The organism is Paenarthrobacter sp. Y-19, assembly GCF_029223985.1.
GTDB classification, from domain to species: domain Bacteria; phylum Actinomycetota; class Actinomycetes; order Actinomycetales; family Micrococcaceae; genus Arthrobacter; species Arthrobacter nicotinovorans.
In genome coordinates, this window is the sequence record NZ_CP119414.1 from 1543299 (window position 1) to 1564346 (window position 21048).

The following is a 21048-nucleotide window of genomic DNA, read 5'->3' on the forward strand; positions in this document are numbered from 1 at the left end:
CCGGAAGACATGGTTTTCACCGAGGTGGGTACGGGATTCGAACCCGTGTATACGGCTTTGCAGGCCGCTGCCTCGCCTCTCGGCCAACCCACCGTGTAAGCAGGATTCCGGGGAATACTTGCCTTGACAGTGCCTTGCGAGCGGACGACGAGATTCGAACTCGCGACATCCACCTTGGCAAGGTGGTGCTCTACCAGCTGAGCTACGTCCGCAGTGCGGTTCCGACGGGCAACCCTGTAGGCATTCCGTCGCTTTCCGACGAGTAAAAACTCTATAGGAGGTTCCTGCATTCTCCAAATCGGTAGCTTGGATCCGGGTGCGGCGGGCCTTGGTTCCTTGTACTGACGCGGATTCGGGCGAGTTTCACTGCTGTAATTCCACAGCTGTAGTTCAACGTCCTTCGGCAGCCTTCCGCTCGTTTTGCAATCCGGCCCGGGTCCGTTAGTGTTTTCTATGCACCCGGGCGATTGGCGCAGTGGTAGCGCGCTTCGTTCACACCGAAGAGGTCACTGGTTCGAACCCAGTATCGCCCACCAAAAGAAGGCCCCCGGAGATCCGGGGGCCTTTTGGGTTTCTGGGCCTTTCCACAAATTCCTGGTAGCTGCCGGAACTCGTGACCGGGTTTCCTGGTCTCGGATGTATAGCGATTGCCGCAGAGGCGGTATGCGTGCCGGAAGACCCTGTCACGGTGCCGATCGAACAGTACGCCGAATGCTGCACCGTCACCAGTCAGACTCCGCGTCCATAATCCGGCATCGTGAGATTCCAAGTTCCCCATAACCTGTAGTGTCCGCAAGATCACAAAGGGTTTCACGATTGCGCAAAAAGATTTTGAACTGATGAATCAGGCGTCGCCTCCAGCGGGCACATGCTTGGCATAAGGATCTCATCGACAGCATCATGAATTGCCTTGCTTCAGCACATACTTAGCATGCAGGAACCTGAGGATGCTGAACAGCTTCGCACCGCGGAGCAACCCCGCCCGCCGTTTGAGGAGCTGGCCCGGAGCGCGCCCGTCCTTGCCGGCAAGCTTGCCCGGCTCTCTCCGGAGCAGCTCCTCAGGATCTTCCCGCCGGAGAATTCTGTCGGTCCTCTATGACAAAGTCTTTATATGACTGCTCCACTGCTTGCCCACGCTACTGACTACGGCCGGATGTATGCCCGCTCCACCACAGAGCAATTCTCCGTGCCATCCATCACGACGGTGATCGGCCAACAGGCCCATGCACTGGACGGTTGGTTCAGCTACATGGGGGCAAGCAGCCTGGCGGCGGATCCTGAGCTCCCGGCGATCCTCGGAAGTCCGGCAAAAGTGCGGCAAGCAGTCAATAAGGCATCCAAGGCAGCCGAGGTGTACCGGGACGCGGCTGCGGCGCGTGGTGATCGCGTCCATACATACTGCGAGCAGGTAGCTTTGCGGGCCCTGGGACGCCCGCACCGCATGCAGGAATGCAGGGACGAACTTGCAGCCAACGGTGAGCAGGCGTTTGCGGCCCGCTTCGATGAATGGTGGGAGTTGTACCGGGTGGAGCCGCTGGCGCCCGAGATTACGGTGTGGAACAAGACAGTGGGCTATGCGGGGACGCTGGACCTGGTGGCCAAAATCAATGGACGTATTTGTCTCATTGACTACAAAACCAAGGGCACCACCCGTGACGGAACGGTTAAATCCCTTGACGACAAAGTGGTCATGCAGCTTACGGCCGGGATGAAAGCCGAAGAAAGCCTGGTGGACCCCGTTTCGGGTGAGTGGGAACCCTGGAGGTACGGGGACAATCCCATGTTGCTGGCTGTTGCCATCGGAGAAACCGAGGTGAGGCCCATGCGGGCAAACCCGGAGATTCTCAAGCACCACTGGTGGAAGTTCTGCGCCCTTCGGCGGGTGTGGGAGATGTCGGCGGATGTCACTGCTGCCGGACAAGCCCTGCTGCCGGTTGCGCCACCGGTGTTTACTGCGGCCGGTGCCGCGCCGGCCAACAGCGGCGGTGCCATGACCTCAACTAAACTGGCTTAGGCTCCGCAACGCGAGGGCCGGGTTCGACGATCGTGAGGACAGGCAAAGCATGGCAATTTTGAGTATCCGAATCATCGGGGATCCGGTGCTGCGCACCGTGGCCGACCCCGTCACCGACTTCGGTCCGGAGCTCGCCAAGCTGGTAGCTGACATGACAGAAACCATGGAGGACGTTGAGGGCGCAGGCCTGGCCGCTCCGCAGGTCGGCGTCAGCCAGCGCGTCTTCACTTACCGCATTGGCGGAGTGGAGGGCCACATCATCAATCCGGTCCTGGAAAACAGCGAAGACTTCCAGCCTGACGAAGTAGAGGGTTGCCTCTCGATTCCCGGCCTTGGATTCCCCGTGCGCCGCTACAGGGCCACCCGGGCAACTGGCGTGGACCTGAACGGCAAACCGGTGTCGGTGGAGGCCGAAGGCATGCTGGCACGCTGTTTCCAGCACGAGACCGATCACCTTGACGGCGTGCTGTACACGGACAGGCTGGAAGGGGAGGACCGCAAGGCTGCCCTTCGCGCCATCAGAAACGCCAACTACCACGCCATAACCGAAAAGACGACGTCGAAGCGTGCTAACAGTGTGGGTTCAAGCTTCGGTGGGGGCAGTTTCGGGGTTCCCGAGTGAGGGTACTCTTCGCGGGGACGCCGGCCGTAGCTGTACCGTCCCTGGACGCTTTGGTTAAGGCCGGTTTCGACGTCGTTGCCGTCCTGACCCGCCCGGATGCTCCACTGGGCCGCAAGCGTGTCATGACTCCCTCTCCAGTAGCGACCCGCGCCGGGGAATTGGGCATCGAGGTCATTCGCGCGGCCAAGGTGGATGCCGATACCACGGCCCGAATCGCGGGTTATGCGCCGGATGTGGCCGCCATCGTTGCCTACGGCGGGATTGTTCCGCGCGCTGCCCTGGGCGTCCCCACGCATGGCTGGGTCAATCTGCACTTCTCTTTGTTGCCGGCCTGGCGCGGTGCTGCTCCTGTTCAGCGTTCCATCATTGCCGGAGACGACGTCACTGGCGCCGCAACGTTCCAGCTCGAAGAGGGCCTCGATACCGGGCCCGTGTTTGGAACCCTCACGGAAACTGTCCGGCCGGAAGATACTGCCGGCGATCTCCTTGAGCGGTTGTCCATCAGCGGAGCCGTGCTGCTGAGCCAGACGCTCTCCGCCATCGACGCCGGACAGGCTGCTCCGCAACCGCAGTCAGGCGAGGTGTCAACGGCTCCCAAGCTGACATTGGATGACGGGCGCCTGGACTGGCGGCAGCCGGCACTGGCACTGAACCGCCGTTCCAGGGGAGTGACCCCGGAACCGGGAGCATGGACAACATTGGAAGGCCAGCGGGTCAAACTGGAACCTGTGACGTTGAGGCCCGGGATCGACGATCTCGCGCCCGGAACCATCCGGGTGGATGGCAAATCCGTACTCGTGGGCACCGGTTCCCACGCCGTGGAGCTTGGCCGGATTCAACCGGCCGGTAAGAAAATGATGTCGCCGGCCGATTGGGCCCGCGGCTTGGCAGCACCTGAGAGAGTGGTATTCGAATGAGTGAGTCCGGCCGTCGAGGCCCCAACAACAGCGGGAGCCGGGACGGCGGTGGGCAGGGCAACCGCGGGGCCAGGGGCGGTAGCCAACGCAACGCCCAAGGCAGGGAGCGGAACAGGGGACCCCAGCGCGGATTCACCAACAATGCGCCGTCGCAGCGTACTCGCCGGGCCGACCCTGCGCGCTTGGTCGCTTTCGAGGTACTCCGGGCTGTCGCCTCGGAGGACGCCTACGCCAACCTGGTCCTCCCCGCGAGAATCCGGGAGCACCGCCTGGACCGTCGAGATGCCGGGTTCGCCACCGAGCTGAGCTACGGGGCACTGCGTGGCCAGGGTACCTATGACGCCATTCTGGCCCGTTGTGTTGACCGGCCCCTGGAGCAGCTGGACCCCGCGATCCTGGATGCCCTGCGGATCGGTGTGCACCAGCTACTGTCGATGCGGGTTCCTGCCCATGCCGCGTTGGACCAAACAGTAGGTTTGGCCCGTGCAGTCATTGGCGCCGGTCCATCGGCCCTGATCAACGCGGTACTCCGCAAGGTCACTGCCCACAGCATGGACGAGTGGTTGGATATCCTGCTGGACCAGGAAACCGACGAGACCAAGATCGCTGCCCTCCGCCATGCACACCCTGAGTGGATCGTCCGCGCGCTGCGGCAGTCACTGGTGAACCACGGCAGGCCCAAGGCCGAGATCGACGACCTCCTGGAAGCCGACAACGCGGCGCCGGTGGTCAACCTGGTGGCTCTACCGGGTCTGGGTGACCTGGATGAGGCCTTTGACAACGGAGCCACTCCCGGTGAACTCGTAGAAGGCTCGGCGCTCTCCGCAGGCGGGGACCTTGGCCGCTTCGAATCAGTACGGCGTGGCACCACGCGTGTCCAGGACGTGGGATCCCAGCTTGTTGCACGTGCGTTGGCCGGCGTAGAGCTCGGGGAGCGTGCCGCCCATGGCGAGAAATGGCTGGATCTTTGCGCAGGTCCCGGTGGCAAGGCGGCGCTGCTGGCCGCCCTTGCCTATCGCGACGGAGCTACCCTCCTGGCAAACGAGCCGGCACCACACCGGGCCAAGCTTGTCCAACAGGCGCTCTCCGCTGTGCCTACGGAATCCTGGAGTGTGCGCACGGGCGACGGGCGCGAAGTCGGCGCCGAGCAGCCAGAAGCTTTTGATCGTGTCCTGGTGGATGTTCCGTGCAGCGGCCTTGGCGCCCTGCGCAGGAGGCCGGAGTCACGTTGGCGTCGCTCGCCCAAGGACATCGGCGATCTCGGTCCGCTGCAGCGGGATCTCCTGAAATCGGCGATCGACGCCGTCAAGCCCGGCGGCGTCGTGGCCTACGTGACGTGTTCTCCCCACCCTGCTGAGACCACCGCAGTGGTTGGCGACGTACTCTACAAGCGGGACGACCTCGAATTGCTCGACTCCGGGCAGGCACTCGACCATGTCAGCCTGACCGGAAATCTGGGTGCGGGACATGAGCTCACTGCCCAGCTGTGGCCGCACATCCACCAGACGGATGCCATGTTCATGGCCATTATCCGAAAGAAGCCGTAGCCGCTACATCCCCTGGCTGCGGCGGAACCATTCCTTTCGCTGCAGCCGTACCATGACCCATACCGACCCGAAGGGGCTGCCTTGTCTCAGTGCTGTATCAACCCGAGCATCTTGTCCGCGGACTTCGTCAACCTTGAGGCGGAGTTGCAGAGGATCAGCAACGCCGACGCCGTCCACGTCGACGTCATGGACAACCACTTCGTGCCCAACCTGACGCTCGGATTGCCGGTGGTACAGCGGATTCAGGCCGTAAGCCCCGTTCCGCTGGACGCGCATCTGATGATTTCCGACGTCGACCGCTGGGCGCCTGCCTACGCAGACGCCGGCGTCGCGTCCGTGACGTTCCACGCCGAGGCCGCCATGGCCCCGGTGAAACTGGCCCGTGAACTGCGGGAACGGGGATCCAAAGCAGGCATGGCTTTACGGCCTGCGACACCGGTAGAGCCCTACCTGGACATGCTCAGTGAGTTGGACATGCTGTTGATCATGACGGTGGAGCCCGGCTTCGGCGGGCAATCGTTCCTTGACATCACCCTGCCCAAGATCCGCCGCGCCCGTGCTGCCATCGAGGGTTCGGGCATTGCTGTAGCGATCCAGGTGGACGGCGGCATTACGGAGGAGACCATCGTCCGGGCTGCTGAGGCCGGCGCCAACGTCTTTGTTGCGGGCTCGGCTGTCTACGGTCACGAGGACCCGGCTGCGGCGATCGATCGGCTGCGTGCAGCAGGCCAGGCCGCGACGGCGGCCTAGGCTTTTCGCCGTCACCGGATATTACGAAGATGGCCGGGAATAGCCTGGTCATCGCTCTGGTTATGGCACAATAACAACACACATACGTGCTCCGGGGTCGGTGTAAGTCCGAACCGGCGGTTATAGTCCGCGACCCGCGAGCCACCGATGTCCTGAGCAATCCGGATAGAGGTGGCGGACGGTTGAACCGGTGGAATTCCGGTACCGACAGTTAAAGTCTGGATGGGAGAAGCACGTACAGTCATGCCGTGGGCGTTCCTTCAGTGACGCCCGGCATTGCGCTGTCGTACACCCCCGGAGTCATCGCGGCTTACTGGGAAGGAACGGCATGGATTTTCTGCGATGGCTCTTCGAAGCACAGATCCCCGTTGGAGGATCTGCTCTTGTCTTACGCGAAGTGCTTGGAAACATCTTTGGGTTACTCAGCGCCCTCGGCGGAATGCGCCGGAAAGTCTGGGCTTGGCCGGTAGGAATCATCGGCAACATCCTTTTGCTCACCGTGTTCCTCGGCAACGTATTCGGTGCTGCTGCGCCCGCAACCCTCTGGGGACAGGCCGGCCGGCAAGTGATGTTCATCGCCGTTGCACTTTATGGCTGGTACCGGTGGCGTCAAGGCCGGCAGTCGAGCACCCAGGGCCGGGCCGTGGTCCCCGGCTGGGCCGGTAACAAGGTGCGCCTGGTTCTGATCGGCGCGATGGTAGCCGGTACTGCGGCCCTGACGCCCCTGTTTGACGCCCTCGGCTCCTACCCGCCTGTGTGGGCAGACGCCTGGACCTTCATGGGCTCCCTTCTGGCCACTTACGGCATGGCCCGGGGATGGACTGAATTCTGGTTGATCTGGGTTGCCGTGGACATCGTGGGCGTGCCTCTGCTGTTCAGTGCCGGCTATTACGCCAGTGCTGTGATGTACCTGTTCTACGGGTTCTTTACCCTGACCGGATTCTTCGTGTGGTGGCGGGCCGAAAAGCGTGAGCGTGGCGCTGTTCAACCACTTCCGGCGCCCGCAGGAGCCGTGCGATGAGCGCGCAGGCCGTTGAGTTTTCGGCTACTGAAAAGGCCGCCATGGACGCAGCTCTCACCGCCGCCCTGGCTGGCCCGCGAGGAGCGAATCCGCTGGTTGGTGCAGTGATCCTCGGCGCGGAAGGCGAGCAACTTGCCACCGGCTACCATCGCGGTGCCGGAACGGCCCATGCGGAGGCCGACGCCATCTCCGAAGCCCGGCGCCAGGGAATCGACACCAAGGGCACCACCATGGTGGTCACCCTGGAGCCTTGCAACCATGTAGGCCGGACAGGTCCCTGTGCCCAGGCGATCATTGCAGCCGGCATCGCAAAGGTGATCTACGCCGTCGACGATCCGCACGACCCCGCCGCCGGCGGTGCCAAGACGCTGCGCGCGGCAGGAATCGATGTCACGTCCGGGCTCGGCTACGACGAATCCCTGGACTTGAACCGGGAATGGTTCGACGCCGTTGCCGCCAAACGCCCGTTCGTCACCTTGCATATTGCACAGACCCTGGACAGCCGGATCGCTGCTGTTGACGGCACCAGCCAGTGGATCTCCAGCGCAGAGTCGCTGGCAGATAACCACGCGTTGCGGCGCCTGATCGATGCGATCCTCGTAGGGACCGGAACCGTGCTCATCGACAACCCCCGGCTGACGGCGCGCACTCCTGACGGTGAACTTTCCCAACGCCAGCCCGTCCGGGCAGTCATGGGCCTGCGGGATGTCCCGGAGGGGGCAGCGGTACGGGGAACCGACGGCCGCTTCAGGCATCTGCCAACCCGGGATCCAGCAGAGGCCCTGGGCATGCTCTTCGAAGAGGGTGTCCGGCATGTGATGGTCGAAGGGGGTTCGAGCATTCTGAGTACCTTCCTTGCGGCGGAGTTGGTGGACGAGTTGATTGTCTACCTGGCGCCGACCCTGCTGGGGTCCGGCACTCCGGCGCTGAACGACTTGGGTATCGGCACGCTCGCCGAAGCCCAGCACTGGGCGTGGGACGAGGCATCAGGGGGTCCGGTACGGACCCTCGGCAACGACCTGCGGCTCCATCTCCGTCCGGCCGGACGTGCTGCCAACACCACTAAGAATTCGATTCCGCAGAAGAATATGGTTTCACGCAGTGACGCCGCGGAATATGTCACAGGAGGACACTGATGTTTACCGGAATCGTTGCAGAACAAGGCACTGTCCTGGGTATCGAGCATGACGGCGATGCCAGCGCAACGCTGCGCTTGAAGGCCCCCACCACTACCGGGGACCTGCCGTTGGGCGGCTCCATTGCCGTCAATGGTGTCTGCCTCACGGCCACCCGCATTGATGGACAGGACTTCAGCGTCGATGTCATGGGCGAGACCCTGACGCGCACCACCATCGGGGAATTGGCTGCGGGCGACACCGTGAACCTGGAACGCTGTGTTCCTGCCGGCGGACGGCTGGATGGCCACGTCGTGCAAGGCCATGTTGACGGCGTGGGGGAGCTGCTCGAGCGCGAAGCGCTGGGCAACTGGGACCGCTTGCGGTTCGGCGTCCCCGCCCCGCTGGCACGCTACATCGCCGAAAAAGGTTCCATCGCCGTCGACGGGGTATCGCTCACGGTGACCGCCGTCAGCGCGGCTTCCGAAAAGGACGCGTGGTTCGAAGTCGGCCTCATCCCCACCACGCTGGAGGAGACGGGCCTGGGAGCGAAACCGGTTGGCGGGCACGTCAACCTGGAAGTGGATGTCCTGGCAAAATACACCGAACGGCTTCTGTCGTTCGCTCCGCGGCAGGAGGGCACCCGATGAGCGCCCCCACGACCCCGCAGCCGGCGACGTCGCAGCGTCCGGGCCTGGACTCCGTGGAATCCGCCATCGCAGCCATGGCGGCCGGGCGGGCCGTCATTGTGGTGGACAACGAGGACAGGGAAAACGAAGGCGACATCATTTTTGCCGCTGAACATGCCACGCCGGCCCTGATGGGTTGGACCATACGATATTCCTCCGGCGTCATCTGTGTTCCGTTGGAAGGCCAGCGGGCCGACGCGCTGATTCTGCCCCCGATGGTCGAAATCAACGAAGATGCTAAGGGTACTGCCTATACTGTTTCCTGTGACGCTGCGGTAGGAGTCAGCACGGGTATTTCTGCCACGGACCGGGCCCTGACGGCCCGGATCCTGGCGGACCCGAGCAGCACTCCGGCGTCACTCACCCGCCCCGGGCATATTTTTCCGCTCCGGGCCGTTAAGGGGGGAGTGCGAGAACGTCCGGGACACACGGAAGCTGCCGTGGACTTGTGTCGCCTGGCCGGGCTCGCCCCGGTGGGTGTGATCGCAGAGTTGGTACATGACGACGGTGAAATGATGCGCTTGGACAGCCTGCGCGGGTTCGCCGCTGAACATGGATGCCCCCTCATCTCCATCGAGGACCTGGTGTCGTATGTTGAGGCGACGGAGTCCCGGGCGGCGCAGATTTCACGGGTAGACGAGGAGAAGCGATGACCGCATCGACAACACGCAGCAGTGAGCACACGGAGCCCGGTCCGCACCCCGTAAGCGGGGGACCGATCGTCCAGTTGCCGACGGCCTTTGGTGAATTTGTGGCGCAGGCGTGGACGGATCATGTCACGGGGGTCGAACATCTCGCGGTCAGCTCGCCCAATCCGCCCAAGGGCGGCCAGGCACCCTTGGTCAGGCTGCACTCTGAATGCCTGACCGGAGATGTGTTCGGTTCCTACCGCTGCGATTGCGGTGAACAGCTTGCCTTCGCCCTGGAGCTCATCCACAGGGAAGGCGGCACGCTGCTCTACCTGCGTGGACAGGAAGGGCGCGGCATCGGACTCGCCAACAAGATCAAGGCCTACGCCCTGCAGGAAGCCGGTTTCGACACTGTCGAGGCCAACGAGCAACTGGGCCTGCCGGTCGATGCCCGTTCCTACAGCGCAGCGGGTCAGATCCTTGCCGAAATGGGTCTCAACGAAGTCCGGCTGTTGAGCAACAACCCGGACAAACAGCACCGCCTGGACAAAGCCGGGGTGACTGTCGTGGAGATGGTGCCTACGGAGGTGCCGTCCCGGGAGCAGAACCTTCGGTACCTGCAAACCAAGAAGGACCGTATGGACCACCGGCTGACGCTCGACGTCGAGCCGGTCAGCAACGGCAAGAAGACAGCTTCACCCCAAACCTCAAACAGCAACCAAGACTGAACGGATCCCCAGCACACCATGAGCGGACACGGCGCGCCCACAATCGACCTCACTACCCTCAACCCTGAAGAAACCTCGCAGCTCAAGCTCGCCATCGTGGCCGCGAGCTGGCACACCCAGATCATGGACGGCCTGGTGGATGGTGCCCTGCGTGCCGCGAAGGAAGCAGGCATCGCCGAACCCACCCTGGTGCGGGTTCCGGGCAGTTTTGAATTGCCGGTTGCAGCCGCCCGGCTGGCACCGCACTTTGACGCCGTCGTGGCCCTGGGCGTTGTTATCCGTGGCGGAACCCCGCACTTTGACTACGTTTGCCAGGCCGCGACGTCGGGACTCACCGATGTCAGCGTCCGCACCGGCGTGCCGGTCGGCTTCGGCGTACTCACCTGCGATACGGAACAACAGGGCCTTGACCGGGCCGGCCTCCCGGGTTCCCAGGAGGACAAGGGCCACGAGGCGGTCACCGCTGCCCTGGCCACCGCTGTGACGCTCAAGCAATACAGCTGATTCCAGCGCGAACGGAGGGGATGTGAGTGTGTGTTCACTCACATCCCCTCCGTCATGCAACGCCCCAACAAGCGGCGCCGGGCCCGGAGCAAGTAGTCTGGAGGGCGTGAAGAATTTCGAGACGCTGTTCGCAGAACTGAGTGAGAAAGCAGCGACCCGTCCGGCAGGCTCGCGCACGGTAGCCGAGCTGGACTCCGGAATCCACGGCATCGGCAAGAAGGTGGTCGAAGAGGCCGCCGAAGTCTGGATGGCCGCGGAGTACGAATCGGACGAGGCCGCTGCTGAGGAAATCTCCCAGCTGCTCTACCACCTGCAGGTTCTCATGCTCGCCAAGGGCCTCAGCCTGGAAGACGTTTACAAGCATCTCTAGCCACGCCCCTCCGCACGCATTTCAAGCGGAGTCAGCCGCGTGGCCGATGTGCCTGAAACCTCCATTCCAAAAAGAAAGTCTCTCCCAATGCTCCGTGTAGCAGTCCCCAACAAGGGATCCCTGTCCGAAGCCGCCTCGGCAATGCTTTCCGAGGCCGGCTACCGCCAGCGCCGCGACTCCCGCGAACTGGTGATGGTTGATCCTGACAACGACATTGAGTTCTTCTTCCTCCGTCCCCGTGACATCGCCGTCTATGTAGGCCAGGGAACCCTGGACGTCGGCATCACCGGCAGGGACCTCCTGCTTGACGCGAAGGTGGAAGCTGAAGAGTTGCTCCCCTTGGGCTTCGCGCCTTCGACATTCCGTTTCGCCGGCCCTGTTGGTGACTTCACCGGCGTCGAGCAGCTTGAAGGCAAGCGGCTGGCCACAAGCTATGACGGCCTCCTGCGTGACTACCTCGCTGAACGCGGCGTCAACGCCACAGTGGTCCGTCTCGATGGGGCCGTGGAATCATCCGTCCGCTTGGGCGTGGCCGACGCCATTGCCGATGTCGTGGAAACCGGCAATACCCTCAAGGCCGCCGGCATGGAGATCTTCGGCGACCCCATCCTGAAGTCCGAAGCCGTCCTGATCCGTCGTACGGGCTCCGCTGGCGCAGCCAACGGGACCGCGAAGGAAATCGACATCCTCATCCGCCGCCTTCAAGGCGTTCTGGTTGCGCGCCAGTACGTGCTCATGGACTACGACATCCGCAAGGACCTCGTGGAAGACGCCGCGGCGCTGACTCCCGGACTTGAATCGCCCACGGTCTCGCCGCTTCGCGATTCCGAGTGGGTAGCCGTGCGGTCCATGGTCCCCAAGAAGGAAACCAACCGCATCATGGATGAGCTTTACGACCTCGGCGCGCGCGCCATCCTGGTCAGCAGCATCCACGCCTGCCGGATCTGACCCACACTGACCGACTAGAGCCCAGCAGAACTGAGGAGCAGCACATGGCTGTAGCCGTACGCGTCATTCCATGCCTGGACGTGGACGCCGGCCGCGTCGTCAAGGGTGTCAACTTTGAAGGCCTTCGCGACGCCGGAGACCCGGTGGAACTCGCCCACCGGTACGACAACGGCGGGGCAGACGAACTGACGTTCCTGGACGTCACGGCGTCGTCAGGGAACCGCGAAACAACGTTCGACGTCGTTCGCCGCACCGCAGAGGAAGTGTTTATTCCCCTCACCGTGGGTGGTGGCGTCCGCGGGGTGGCCGAGGTGGACAAGCTCCTGCGCTTTGGTGCGGACAAGGCGTCCATCAACACAGCCGCCGTTGCCAGGCCCGATGTCATCGATGAAATTACCCGCCACTTCGGCTCCCAGGTCCTGGTGCTCTCCGTCGACGCGCGCCGGACCCGGGAAGGCGACGCCCCGACGTCGTCCGGGTTTGAAGTCACCACGCACGGCGGCCGGACCGGTACCGGAATCGATGCCATTGCCTGGGCGAAGGAAGCCGCGGACAGGGGAGTGGGGGAGATCCTGCTCAACTCCATTGACGCCGACGGCACCAAGGACGGCTTCGACCTTGAGCTGATCCGTTTGGTTCGGGCAGCCGTGAATATCCCGATTATCGCCTCGGGCGGTGCCGGTGCCCCGGAGCACTTCCCGCCCGCTGTACAGGCTGGGGCTGACGCTGTGCTGGCCGCCTCGGTGTTCCACTTCGGTCCGGATGACATGATCGCTCAGGTCAAGGCCGCGATCCGCGAGGCCGGCTTCGAAGTCCGCTAGGCAACGCAAACGCGGGGTCGCTGATGGCCATCATCCCTTGCGGGATGGGCCATCAGCGACCCCGCGTTGCTTGGTTAAAGGCCGATGTCCGCTGACTGCAAGAGCGCGACGGCGTCCGGCTGGCCTTCGAAGGTGACCAGGGCCTGGTTGGTGCGGCCGTGGGCGTGCATGAGAAGCTCGCCCGGCTCGCCAACGATGGCGACGGATACGGGTGCGCGCTTGGCCACATGCCGCGGCCCCGTGGGCCTGACAAGGACGATGCCGAGGTCCACGCCGCGGTACAGGAACGCTGCACGCTTGATGAGGTCATTCCAGAGTGCATCCGAATAGGCTTCGTCCAGTGCCCTCGGCGCCCACCTGTCGCCGGCGCGGCGGATGTCCTCGGTGTGCACGAAGTACTCGATGAGGTTGGAGGTCTCGTCCAGCGCCTTGATCTTCAAAGGAGAGAAAGCGGGAGGCCCGGAGCGGAACGTCTTGACGAGGTCCGCGTACGCGTCCGTGGTCTTCAGCTGGGAGGCCAGCTTGGAGGTGGCTTTTTCCGATGCCTTGCCCAGACTGGGAATCAACAGGCCAAGACCGACAGCGATTTTCCGCTCCCGCAAGTACAAATGCGCGGCAAGGTCACGGGTCCGCCAGCCTTCACAGAGCGTGGGGGAGTCAGGCCCGGCCGCCAGCAGGGTTTCGGCCAGTACTTCTCGGGAGGGATCGACGAAATGCATCACTTGTGAAACTAGCACGATCGGAGCGCTCTTGCGCAGTGGAACCGCCGCAGAACCGCCAGTCCCGTCAAAGGCACTAGACTTGATCTGATGTCAGAGCAGTCCGCCCCCAGCCCCTCTCCCGCCGTGGAGCTTTCCAGCGACCCCGCGGGTCCGTTGCCGCAGGAGATCGCGGACGCTCTCAAGCGCGATTCCGCCGGCCTGGTTGCTGCTATTGTGCAGCAGCACGACACCAACGAGGTTCTCATGCTCGGATGGATGGATGACGAGGCACTGCACCGCACCATGACCACCGGGCGCGTCACGTTCTACTCCCGCTCCCGCCAGGAATACTGGCGTAAGGGCGACACTTCCGGACACGTACAGTTCGTGAAGTCCGTCGCCCTTGATTGCGACGGCGATGCCCTCCTGATCCGCGTGGACCAGATCGGCGCAGCCTGCCACACCGGAACCCGGACCTGCTTCGACGGTCGCGACTTTACAGTCGTTACGGGCCACCGCGACTAAGGCACCCAGCACTTACCACTGACGCACCACCTCATACCAAAAGGCGGAGAACAATAGCCATGCAGGACCTTGGAATCATCAGCCCGGGCCTGGAAGAGTTCCGGGAACTCGCCGTCCACAGCCGTGTTATCCCCGTGCGGCTCAAAGTCCTGGCCGATGCAGAAACCCCCATTGGCCTTTACCGGAAGCTCGCCAAGGGACAGCCCGGCACCTTCCTCCTGGAATCAGCAGCAGTAGGCGGGGCCTGGTCGCGTTATTCGTTCATCGGTTCAAAATCCCGCGCAACCTTGACCACCAAGGACGGCCAGGCACACTGGATCGGTGAGCCGCCCGTCGGCGTGCCAGTTTCCGGGAACCCGGTGGAGGCCGTCCGCGACACGATTGCCGCACTGCAGACCGATCGTTTCGAGGGCCTTCCACCCTTCACCTCCGGCCTGGTCGGCTTCCTTGGCTGGGAATCCGTGCGCCACTGGGAACGCCTGACGTCCCCACCAGAGGACGACCTGCAGTTGCCGGAGATGGCGCTGAACCTGGTCACCGACATGGCGGTTCATGACAACGTCGACGGCACTGTTCTGTTGATCGCCAATGCCATCAACTTCGACGGCAGCAGCGAACGCGTGGATGATGCCTGGCACGATGCCGTGGCCCGAGTGCAAGCGCTCCTGGACCAGATCAGCACGCCCGTTCCCCAGCCTGTTTCCGTTTTGGACACGGCAGCCCTGGACTTTGCCTCAAGCGTGCAGGAACGCTGGGAGGAAGCGAAGTACCTGGAAGCCATCGACCGTGGCAAAGAAGCGATTGTTGACGGCGAAGTGTTCCAGGTGGTGATTTCGCGCCGCTTCGAGATGGAATGCGCCGCAGATCCCCTGGATGTCTACCGCGTGCTGCGCAACACCAACCCCAGCCCCTACATGTACCTCTTCAGCCTCGAAGATGCAGACGGCCGCGAGTACTCGATTGTCGGGTCCTCGCCGGAAGCGTTGGTGACGGTGACCGGTGAGGAAGTCATCACGCACCCCATCGCCGGTTCACGTCCCCGTGGGAAGAATGTAGAGGCCGACAAAGCCCTGGCCACAGAGTTGCTCGCGGACCAGAAGGAACGCGCGGAACACCTGATGCTCGTGGACTTGTCCCGTAACGACCTTTCCAAAGTGTGCGTGGCCGGGACAGTCGATGTCACCCAGTTCATGGAAGTGGAGCGCTTCAGCCACATCATGCACCTCGTTTCCACTGTGGTGGGGCAGCTTGCTCCCCACGCCAAGGCATACGACGTCCTCAGGGCAACCTTCCCGGCAGGTACGTTGTCCGGCGCCCCGAAGCCCCGTGCGCTGCGGCTCCTCGATGAACTCGAACCGCACCGCCGCGGCATCTACGGTGGCGTGGTGGGCTATCTGGACTTCGCCGGTGACATGGACATGGCCATTGCCATCCGTTCGGCACTGCTCCGTGAAGGCCGCGCCTATGTGCAGGCCGGCGGTGGCATCGTGGCCGATTCGCACAAGCCTTCGGAAGCGCTCGAAACGGTAAACAAGGCAGCTGCGCCGCTGCGCGCCGTGCACACCGCAGGCTCACTGCAGAACATTGCGGTGGACGCCGGCCGGGCCGAAGTTCCCGACGACGGGACGCCCGCCTCGTGAGCGCCGCCGCATCCGCACTTCCCGCCAAGACTTCACCGCGCTGGGCCCGTAAATCCACACTGGTGCTCGCCGCGGTCGTGCTGGCCCTCGCTGTCTTCGGAACCACCACCCAGACCTGGATTGAAGTGCAGCTGGACCCCTCCGGTGTATCCAGCAGCAACCTCCAGGTTCCCGGAAACAAGGCTGCTACCGCAGTCACGGCTCTGGCCCTGGTGGCCCTGGCCGGTGGTCTGGCGGCATCCATTGCAGGCAAAGTGGCGCGCTGGATCATTGCGGTCATCATTGCTTTGTCCGCGGTGGGGATCATCCTGGCGGCCACTACCGTGCTGACCGATCCGCTCGGCGCAGCGCAGGGTGCCATTGCAGCTGCGACGGGCCTTGCGGGTGGACAGGCGAGTGTCGCTGCGACGGCCTTCCCCGTAGTAGCCATAGTTGCCGGGGCGCTGCTGGCAGTGGTTGCGGTTGGCTTGCCGGTGGCCGGGCGTTACTGGAAGACCCGCACCAAGTACGACACCAATGCCGTCAGGAATGACGGCGAACCGGTGGATGAGATCGACAGCTGGGACAGCCTGTCGCGCGGCGAGGACCCTACGTAGGCAGCCGGGAGCGGGTTTCGCGCGGCTTCGTTGCGACTTTGCCGCCACCGTTGCCCCGGACGTCGGTCCATGTTCCCGGCTGACGTCAATAAATGGCAGAATGTAAGCAGTATTCATCCTGAGGAGATTTCACATGAGCAAAACCACAGTGTCCGCAAACCAAACTGAATCCACCATGGCCAGCCACGCTGACGCCATCGGTCACGGAAACAGCCCGGCTGCCTGGACCTGCGTGATTGTCATGCTGGTTGGTGCCTTGATTTCCTCCATCGCTTTCGTCATCGCCAGCACCCCGATCTTCGTCGGTGGCCTGGTTGTCATGGTTATCGGCCTGATTGTTGGCCTGGTTATGCGCAAGGCGGGCTACGGAGTGGGCGGCAGCAAGCTGCAGAACAACGGCCACTAATCGTGACCGTTCTTGATGACATCATCGTTGGCGTCAAGGAGGACATGGAGGCCCGCCGGGCTCAAGTGTCCCTCGAGGAGCTAAAGGACCGCGTCGCCGGTGCTGCACCTGCACGGGATGCCTGGGCAGCCCTGGGCGGATCCGCATCCGACCGCAACGACCTTAAAGTCATCGCAGAGATCAAGCGCCGCAGTCCGTCGAAGGGCGACCTCGCTTCCATCGCAGACCCCGCATCGCTCGCAGTGCAGTACGCGGACGGCGGCGCCTCCGTCATCAGCGTCCTGACCGAACAGCGCCGCTTCGGCGGCTCGCTGGCCGACCTCGATGCCGTGCGTGCCGCCGTCGAAACGCCGTTGCTCCGCAAGGACTTCACAGTTGACGAGTACCAGATCTGGGAAGCCCGTGCCCACGGTGCCGACCTCATCCTGCTCATCGTCGCAGCGCTGACCGACGCCGAACTCGTCCGGTTTAGTGCCTTGAGCCATGAACTGGGCATGAGCGTGCTCGTGGAGACCCATACCGAAGAAGAGATCGAGCGGGCGGTTGCGGCCGGCGCCAGGATCATCGGCATCAACGTGCGCAATTTGAAGACGCTCGACGTCGACCGCTCGGTTTTCGGTTCGCTGGCCGGTTTGATTCCGGCCGGGGCAGTCGTGGTCGCGGAGTCTGGCGTCAGGGGTGCCGACGACGTCGCGCATTACGCAGCCAATGGCGCCAATGCCATCCTGGTGGGCGAAGCGCTGGTCAGCGATTCAACCCCGCGTGAACGAATTACCGAATTCAAGGCAGCAGGAGCTGCCGCCATCGCCGTCAGGAACTGAGGCAGTTACTGAATTACGGCGAGCAGTCATGAGGCAGCCCGGGCACCAGCCCGTGGCTGCCTTGTGGCACGTGGAACTACCCAAAGAACTAACTGGAACAGGACGGTGAGACTGATGGTCGACGCGCCAACAGCCGGCTCAGAAGAGAATGCGGCAGACGCATTCCTGCAAGGTGGCCCTTCGCTGCGCAACGCATCGGGACCCTACTTCGGCAGCTACGGCGGACGCTGGATGCCGGAGTCTCTCATTGCCGCCTTGGATGAAGTCCAGGACACCTTCGAAAAAGCCAAGGCCGATCCCGATTTCATCGCCGAGCTGAAGGACCTCAACAAGAACTACTCGGGCAGGCCTTCGCTGTTGACCGAGGCCAAGCGCTTCTCGGCGCATGCCGGTGGCGCCCGCATCTTCCTCAAGCGTGAGGACCTCAACCACACCGGTTCCCACAAGATCAACAACGTCCTGGGCCAGGCGCTCCTGGCGAAGCGGATGGGCAAGACCCGCGTCATTGCCGAAACCGGAGCCGGACAGCACGGCGTCGCAAGTGCCACGGCTGCGGCGCTGCTGGGACTTGAGTGCGTGGTCTACATGGGTGCCGAAGACTGCCGCCGCCAGGCACTCAACGTCGCCCGCATGCAGCTTCTTGGTGCCACAGTCGTGCCCGTGACCAACGGTTCGCAGACACTCAAGGACGCCATCAACGACGCCCTCCGCGATTGGGTCTCCAACGTCGAGGACACGCACTACCTCCTGGGTACTGCCGCCGGAGCGCACCCGTTCCCGGCCATGGTCCGCTACTTCCACGAGGTCATCGGCGAAGAGGCGCGCAGCCAGATCCTGGAGCAGACGGGCAAGCTTCCTGATGCCATCTGTGCGTGCATCGGTGGCGGGTCCAACGCCATCGGCTTGTTCCACGCATTCCTCGATGATGCTTCCGTGAAGATCTACGGCTTTGAAGCCGGTGGCGAAGGTGTGGAAACCGGCCGTCACGCTGCGGCCATCTCCCTTGGCCGCCCGGGTGTGCTGCACGGCGCCCGTTCCTACCTCATGCAGGACGAAGACGGCCAGACCATCGAGTCGCATTCCATCTCTGCCGGTCTTGATTACCCCAGCGTTGGCCCTGAGCACTCATACCTCGCCGACATCGGCCGGGTCACCTACGAGGCCGTCACGGACACCGAAGCCATGGACGCCTTCAGCCTGCTCTGCCGGACTGAGGGCATCATCCCCGCCATCGAGTCCTCGCATGCCCTGGCCGGTGCCATCAAGATCGGCCACCGCCTCACGGAAGGCAAGGAAGACCCCTCGGAAGTCACTATCATCGTGAACTTGTCCGGGCGAGGCGACAAGGACGTGGAAACCGCCGCCGCATGGTTCAACATGTTGGATGACGAGGGGCACGTCAAGGGGACCACCCTGTCCACCCGTAAGCCCAAGGGCCCTTCAGAGCGAGCCTCTGAAGCATCCGCGGATGACAACGAGGACCAGAACTGATGAACGAATCAACAGCCAGCAAGTCAGCTGCGGCCATTGACAAGGCCAGGGCCGAGGGCCGCGCCGCTTTGGTGGGTTACCTGCCAGCCGGCTACCCCACGGTCAAGGAAAGCATCGAGGCCGGCATCGCGCTTGCCCGGAACGGCGCCGATCTCATTGAGATCGGAATTCCGTACTCCGATCCCGTGATGGACGGTCCTGTCATCCAGGCGGCCACTACCGAAGCGATTTCGAACGGTTTCCGCGTAGCCGACGTCTTCGAAGTCGTTGCAGGGATTACCGCAGTTACGGATGCTGCCGTCCTGGTGATGACGTACTGGAACCCGGTCATGCGCATGGGCGTGGACGAGTTCTCGCGCCGTCTGGCAGAAGCCGGGGGAGCAGGTCTTATTACTCCCGACCTCGTCCCCGATGAGGCTGCAGAATGGTTCGAGGCCTCGGACAGGTACGGCTTGGACAGGGTGTTCCTCGTGGCCCCGTCGTCCACTCCTGAACGTCTGGACATGACGGTCAAGGCCAGCCGCGGTTTTGTCTACGCTGTTTCGATCATGGGGGTCACCGGAGCCCGCACCTCCGTCAGCAGCGCTGCCGAAGAGGTGGTGGCCCGTGCCCACGCAGCCGGTGCGGATCGGGTATGCGTAGGCCTGGGTGTCTCCAGTCCCGACCATGTACGGGAAATTGCTGCCTATGCCGACGGCGTCATTGTAGGCACCGCCCTGGTGGCAGCCCTCCGCGATGGCGGGGTGGACGCCGTCGGGCAACTCACCAAGAACCTCAGCGCCGGCTTGGGCCGCGCAGCTGCAGAAGCCTAGAAAAGGAAACAGCGAAGCGCATGCAGACGGTCCTCCACGCAGCGGCAATGGTCCCCTTGAGTATCCCGAGCCCATCCTGGTCCGGTTTCGACATTCCGCTGCCGTGGGGGACGTTGCGTATCCACGCCTACGCCTTGTGCATCCTGGCGGGCATCATTGTTGGCCTTTGGCTGACGTCTGCCCGGTGGAAGCAGCGCGGCGCGCCCGAAGGCAGCCTGTGGGACATCGCCATTTGGGCGATTCCATTCGGAATTATCGGCGGTCGCCTGTACCACGTCTTCTCTTCGCCCGATGCCTACTTTGGCCCGGGCTTCGACGGCACAGGCGACCTCTCGCTGATTCCCCAGATCCAGCGCGGCGGGCTGGGCATCTGGGGCGCGGTGGTCCTCGGCGTCGTGGGCGCATGGATCGGATGCCGCCGTGCCGGTGTCCGGCTGACGGCCTTCCTGGACGCCGCTGCACCTGGCCTGCTTCTTGCACAGGCCATCGGACGACTGGGGAACTGGTTCAACCAGGAACTTTTCGGCGCGCCCACCACGTTGCCATGGGGCCTGGAGATCGATCCTTCCAACGCGAACTTCCCGCCCGACATGGCCGCCGGAACCCTCTTCCACCCGACGTTCCTCTACGAGATGCTGTGGAACCTCGCCGGCGTAGCGCTCCTCCTGGTGCTGGACAAGAAATTTGCCTTCCGCTGGGGCCGCCTGTTCTGGCTCTACGCCATGTACTACACACTGGGCCGCGTGTGGATCGAAGCGCTCCGAATCGACGACGCCGAGCAGATCACCCTCTTCGGAATCACGACCCGGCTTAACGTGTGGACCAGCATCTTTGTCTTCATCGCGGCCTTGGTTATCTTCCTGCTGCTCGCCCGGCGCGGCCGACCAGTGCCGGACAGCCCCTATCTGCCGGGGCGCGAGCCGGAAAAAGAGGCCGTCAAGGACCCCGCTACGGTGACGAGCGTCACCAGTCATGATGTGGACGCACCTGTCTCGGATAGTGGTTCGCGTGATAATCTCCCAGATAACCAAAGTGATCCGGGCAACGTCGACGGGCCGCGGGATGCATCAGTGAAGACCGTCCAGGACACCACGTCCACAACGGAGCCGTCATCTGATGCCACCGCCGCCAGGAAAACATCCGGATCCTCGCCTGGGGCTGACGACACCAAGTAGTCGCCGAAGGTAAAGGGGCAACAGAGTCACCGCTCGTAGGGCCCAGTCCACAGCGTCGTGGCACCCCGGAAACCGGATCGCAGCATACCGATGTTCACTGGTCAAGCCGGGGCCAGAGGTCTGCGTAACTGTTCGTTGCGCTGGATCGACTGGCCTACAATTCCAATAACTAGCGCTTTGTTGTGCCCGTCACAGGGCAGGCAAGG

General features: G+C 63.4%; 24 protein-coding genes, 3 tRNA genes and 1 riboswitch. Of the genes, 24 read left to right on the plus strand and 3 right to left on the minus strand.

Features of this window, described 5'->3' with window-relative positions:
• Window positions 1-22: 22 nt before the first annotated feature.
• A tRNA-Cys gene (locus PYR64_RS07110) sits at window positions 23-93 on the minus strand.
• A 46-nt stretch (window positions 94-139) separates the two neighbouring features.
• Window positions 140-212 (minus strand) — tRNA-Gly (locus tag PYR64_RS07115).
• 249 nt (window positions 213-461) lie between these two features.
• Here PYR64_RS07115 and PYR64_RS07120 point away from each other — a divergent pair.
• The 16 genes from PYR64_RS07120 (at window position 462) to hisF (ending at window position 12675) form a co-directional block, all read left to right on the plus strand.
• A tRNA-Val gene (locus PYR64_RS07120) sits at window positions 462-536 on the plus strand.
• Between the two features lie 395 nt (window positions 537-931).
• Complete coding sequence (locus PYR64_RS07125; RefSeq protein ID WP_179128352.1) at window positions 932-1099, plus strand: hypothetical protein; 168 nt, start codon at window positions 932-934, stop codon at window positions 1097-1099.
• A gap of 12 nt (window positions 1100-1111) precedes the next feature.
• Window positions 1112-2014, plus strand: coding sequence for a hypothetical protein (locus PYR64_RS07130; protein WP_018778649.1), 903 nt, complete (start codon window positions 1112-1114; stop codon window positions 2012-2014).
• Window positions 2015-2063: 49 nt separating this feature from the next.
• A complete protein-coding gene (def, locus tag PYR64_RS07135) occupies window positions 2064-2636 on the plus strand; it encodes a peptide deformylase (protein ID WP_275779089.1) in 573 nt (190 codons plus the stop codon).
• On the plus strand, window positions 2633-3553 hold the full coding sequence (gene fmt, locus PYR64_RS07140; protein ID WP_275779091.1) for a methionyl-tRNA formyltransferase: 921 nt from the start codon (window positions 2633-2635) through the stop codon (window positions 3551-3553). Before def ends, fmt begins: the two co-directional genes overlap by 4 nt.
• Window positions 3550-5100 (plus strand): transcription antitermination factor NusB, encoded by a 1551-nt coding sequence (locus PYR64_RS07145; protein WP_275779093.1) that lies wholly within the window; start codon window positions 3550-3552, stop codon window positions 5098-5100. The genes fmt and PYR64_RS07145 overlap by 4 nt, the downstream gene beginning before the upstream one ends.
• 81 nt (window positions 5101-5181) lie before the next feature.
• Window positions 5182-5850, plus strand: a complete 669-nt coding sequence (rpe, locus tag PYR64_RS07150; protein ID WP_018778645.1) for a ribulose-phosphate 3-epimerase — start codon at window positions 5182-5184, stop codon at window positions 5848-5850.
• Window positions 5851-5932: 82 nt separating this feature from the next.
• Window positions 5933-6089: riboswitch (FMN riboswitch) on the plus strand.
• An 89-nt stretch (window positions 6090-6178) separates the two neighbouring features.
• Entirely contained in the window at window positions 6179-6871 is a 693-nt protein-coding gene (gene pnuC, locus PYR64_RS07155; RefSeq protein WP_018778644.1) for a nicotinamide riboside transporter PnuC, read from the plus strand.
• Window positions 6868-8007 (plus strand): bifunctional diaminohydroxyphosphoribosylaminopyrimidine deaminase/5-amino-6-(5-phosphoribosylamino)uracil reductase RibD, encoded by a 1140-nt coding sequence (gene ribD / locus PYR64_RS07160; protein WP_018778643.1) that lies wholly within the window; start codon window positions 6868-6870, stop codon window positions 8005-8007. Before pnuC ends, ribD begins: the two co-directional genes overlap by 4 nt.
• Window positions 8007-8636, plus strand: coding sequence for a riboflavin synthase (locus PYR64_RS07165; protein ID WP_039240817.1), 630 nt, complete (start codon window positions 8007-8009; stop codon window positions 8634-8636). Before ribD ends, PYR64_RS07165 begins: the two co-directional genes overlap by 1 nt.
• Window positions 8633-9328, plus strand: a complete 696-nt coding sequence (gene ribB / locus PYR64_RS07170) for a 3,4-dihydroxy-2-butanone-4-phosphate synthase (protein WP_079581330.1) — start codon at window positions 8633-8635, stop codon at window positions 9326-9328. The genes PYR64_RS07165 and ribB overlap by 4 nt, the downstream gene beginning before the upstream one ends.
• Complete coding sequence (ribA, locus tag PYR64_RS07175) at window positions 9325-10032, plus strand: GTP cyclohydrolase II (RefSeq protein WP_039240819.1); 708 nt, start codon at window positions 9325-9327, stop codon at window positions 10030-10032. Before ribB ends, ribA begins: the two co-directional genes overlap by 4 nt.
• Before the next feature lie 18 nt (window positions 10033-10050).
• Complete coding sequence (ribH, locus tag PYR64_RS07180; RefSeq protein WP_018778639.1) at window positions 10051-10536, plus strand: 6,7-dimethyl-8-ribityllumazine synthase; 486 nt, start codon at window positions 10051-10053, stop codon at window positions 10534-10536.
• 106 nt (window positions 10537-10642) lie between these two features.
• On the plus strand, window positions 10643-10906 hold the full coding sequence (locus PYR64_RS07185) for a phosphoribosyl-ATP diphosphatase (RefSeq protein WP_018778638.1): 264 nt from the start codon (window positions 10643-10645) through the stop codon (window positions 10904-10906).
• An 87-nt stretch (window positions 10907-10993) separates the two neighbouring features.
• Window positions 10994-11854, plus strand: coding sequence for an ATP phosphoribosyltransferase (hisG, locus tag PYR64_RS07190; protein ID WP_018778637.1), 861 nt, complete (start codon window positions 10994-10996; stop codon window positions 11852-11854).
• A 44-nt stretch (window positions 11855-11898) separates the two neighbouring features.
• Entirely contained in the window at window positions 11899-12675 is a 777-nt protein-coding gene (hisF, locus tag PYR64_RS07195; protein WP_018778636.1) for an imidazole glycerol phosphate synthase subunit HisF, read from the plus strand.
• Window positions 12676-12749: 74 nt separating this feature from the next.
• Here hisF and PYR64_RS07200 read toward each other — a convergent pair whose 3' ends face one another.
• Window positions 12750-13394, minus strand: coding sequence for a TIGR03085 family metal-binding protein (locus tag PYR64_RS07200; protein WP_018778635.1), 645 nt, complete (start codon window positions 13392-13394; stop codon window positions 12750-12752).
• A gap of 90 nt (window positions 13395-13484) precedes the next feature.
• Here PYR64_RS07200 and hisI point away from each other — a divergent pair, with 90 nt between their 5' ends.
• The 8 genes from hisI to lgt all read left to right on the plus strand — a co-directional run bounded on the left by hisI (window position 13485) and on the right by lgt (window position 20842).
• A complete protein-coding gene (gene hisI, locus PYR64_RS07205; protein ID WP_018778634.1) occupies window positions 13485-13901 on the plus strand; it encodes a phosphoribosyl-AMP cyclohydrolase in 417 nt (138 codons plus the stop codon).
• Window positions 13902-13960: 59 nt separating this feature from the next.
• Window positions 13961-15541, plus strand: coding sequence for an anthranilate synthase component I (locus tag PYR64_RS07210; RefSeq protein WP_275779107.1), 1581 nt, complete (start codon window positions 13961-13963; stop codon window positions 15539-15541).
• The gene (locus PYR64_RS07215) at window positions 15538-16137 is read left to right on the plus strand and encodes a Trp biosynthesis-associated membrane protein (protein WP_110504113.1); all 600 of its coding nucleotides are present in this window, start codon (window positions 15538-15540) and stop codon (window positions 16135-16137) included. Before PYR64_RS07210 ends, PYR64_RS07215 begins: the two co-directional genes overlap by 4 nt.
• Before the next feature lie 133 nt (window positions 16138-16270).
• Complete coding sequence (locus tag PYR64_RS07220; protein ID WP_018778631.1) at window positions 16271-16543, plus strand: HGxxPAAW family protein; 273 nt, start codon at window positions 16271-16273, stop codon at window positions 16541-16543.
• 2 nt (window positions 16544-16545) lie between these two features.
• Window positions 16546-17364 (plus strand): indole-3-glycerol phosphate synthase TrpC, encoded by an 819-nt coding sequence (trpC, locus tag PYR64_RS07225; RefSeq protein WP_275779110.1) that lies wholly within the window; start codon window positions 16546-16548, stop codon window positions 17362-17364.
• Between the two features lie 114 nt (window positions 17365-17478).
• Window positions 17479-18855, plus strand: coding sequence for a tryptophan synthase subunit beta (gene trpB, locus PYR64_RS07230; protein WP_039240824.1), 1377 nt, complete (start codon window positions 17479-17481; stop codon window positions 18853-18855).
• Entirely contained in the window at window positions 18855-19667 is an 813-nt protein-coding gene (gene trpA, locus PYR64_RS07235; RefSeq protein WP_018778628.1) for a tryptophan synthase subunit alpha, read from the plus strand. Before trpB ends, trpA begins: the two co-directional genes overlap by 1 nt.
• A 20-nt stretch (window positions 19668-19687) precedes the next feature.
• Window positions 19688-20842: a prolipoprotein diacylglyceryl transferase gene (lgt, locus tag PYR64_RS07240; RefSeq protein WP_275779113.1), complete on the plus strand. Its 1155-nt coding sequence runs from the start codon at window positions 19688-19690 to the stop codon at window positions 20840-20842.
• The last annotated feature ends 206 nt before the right edge of the window (window positions 20843-21048 follow it).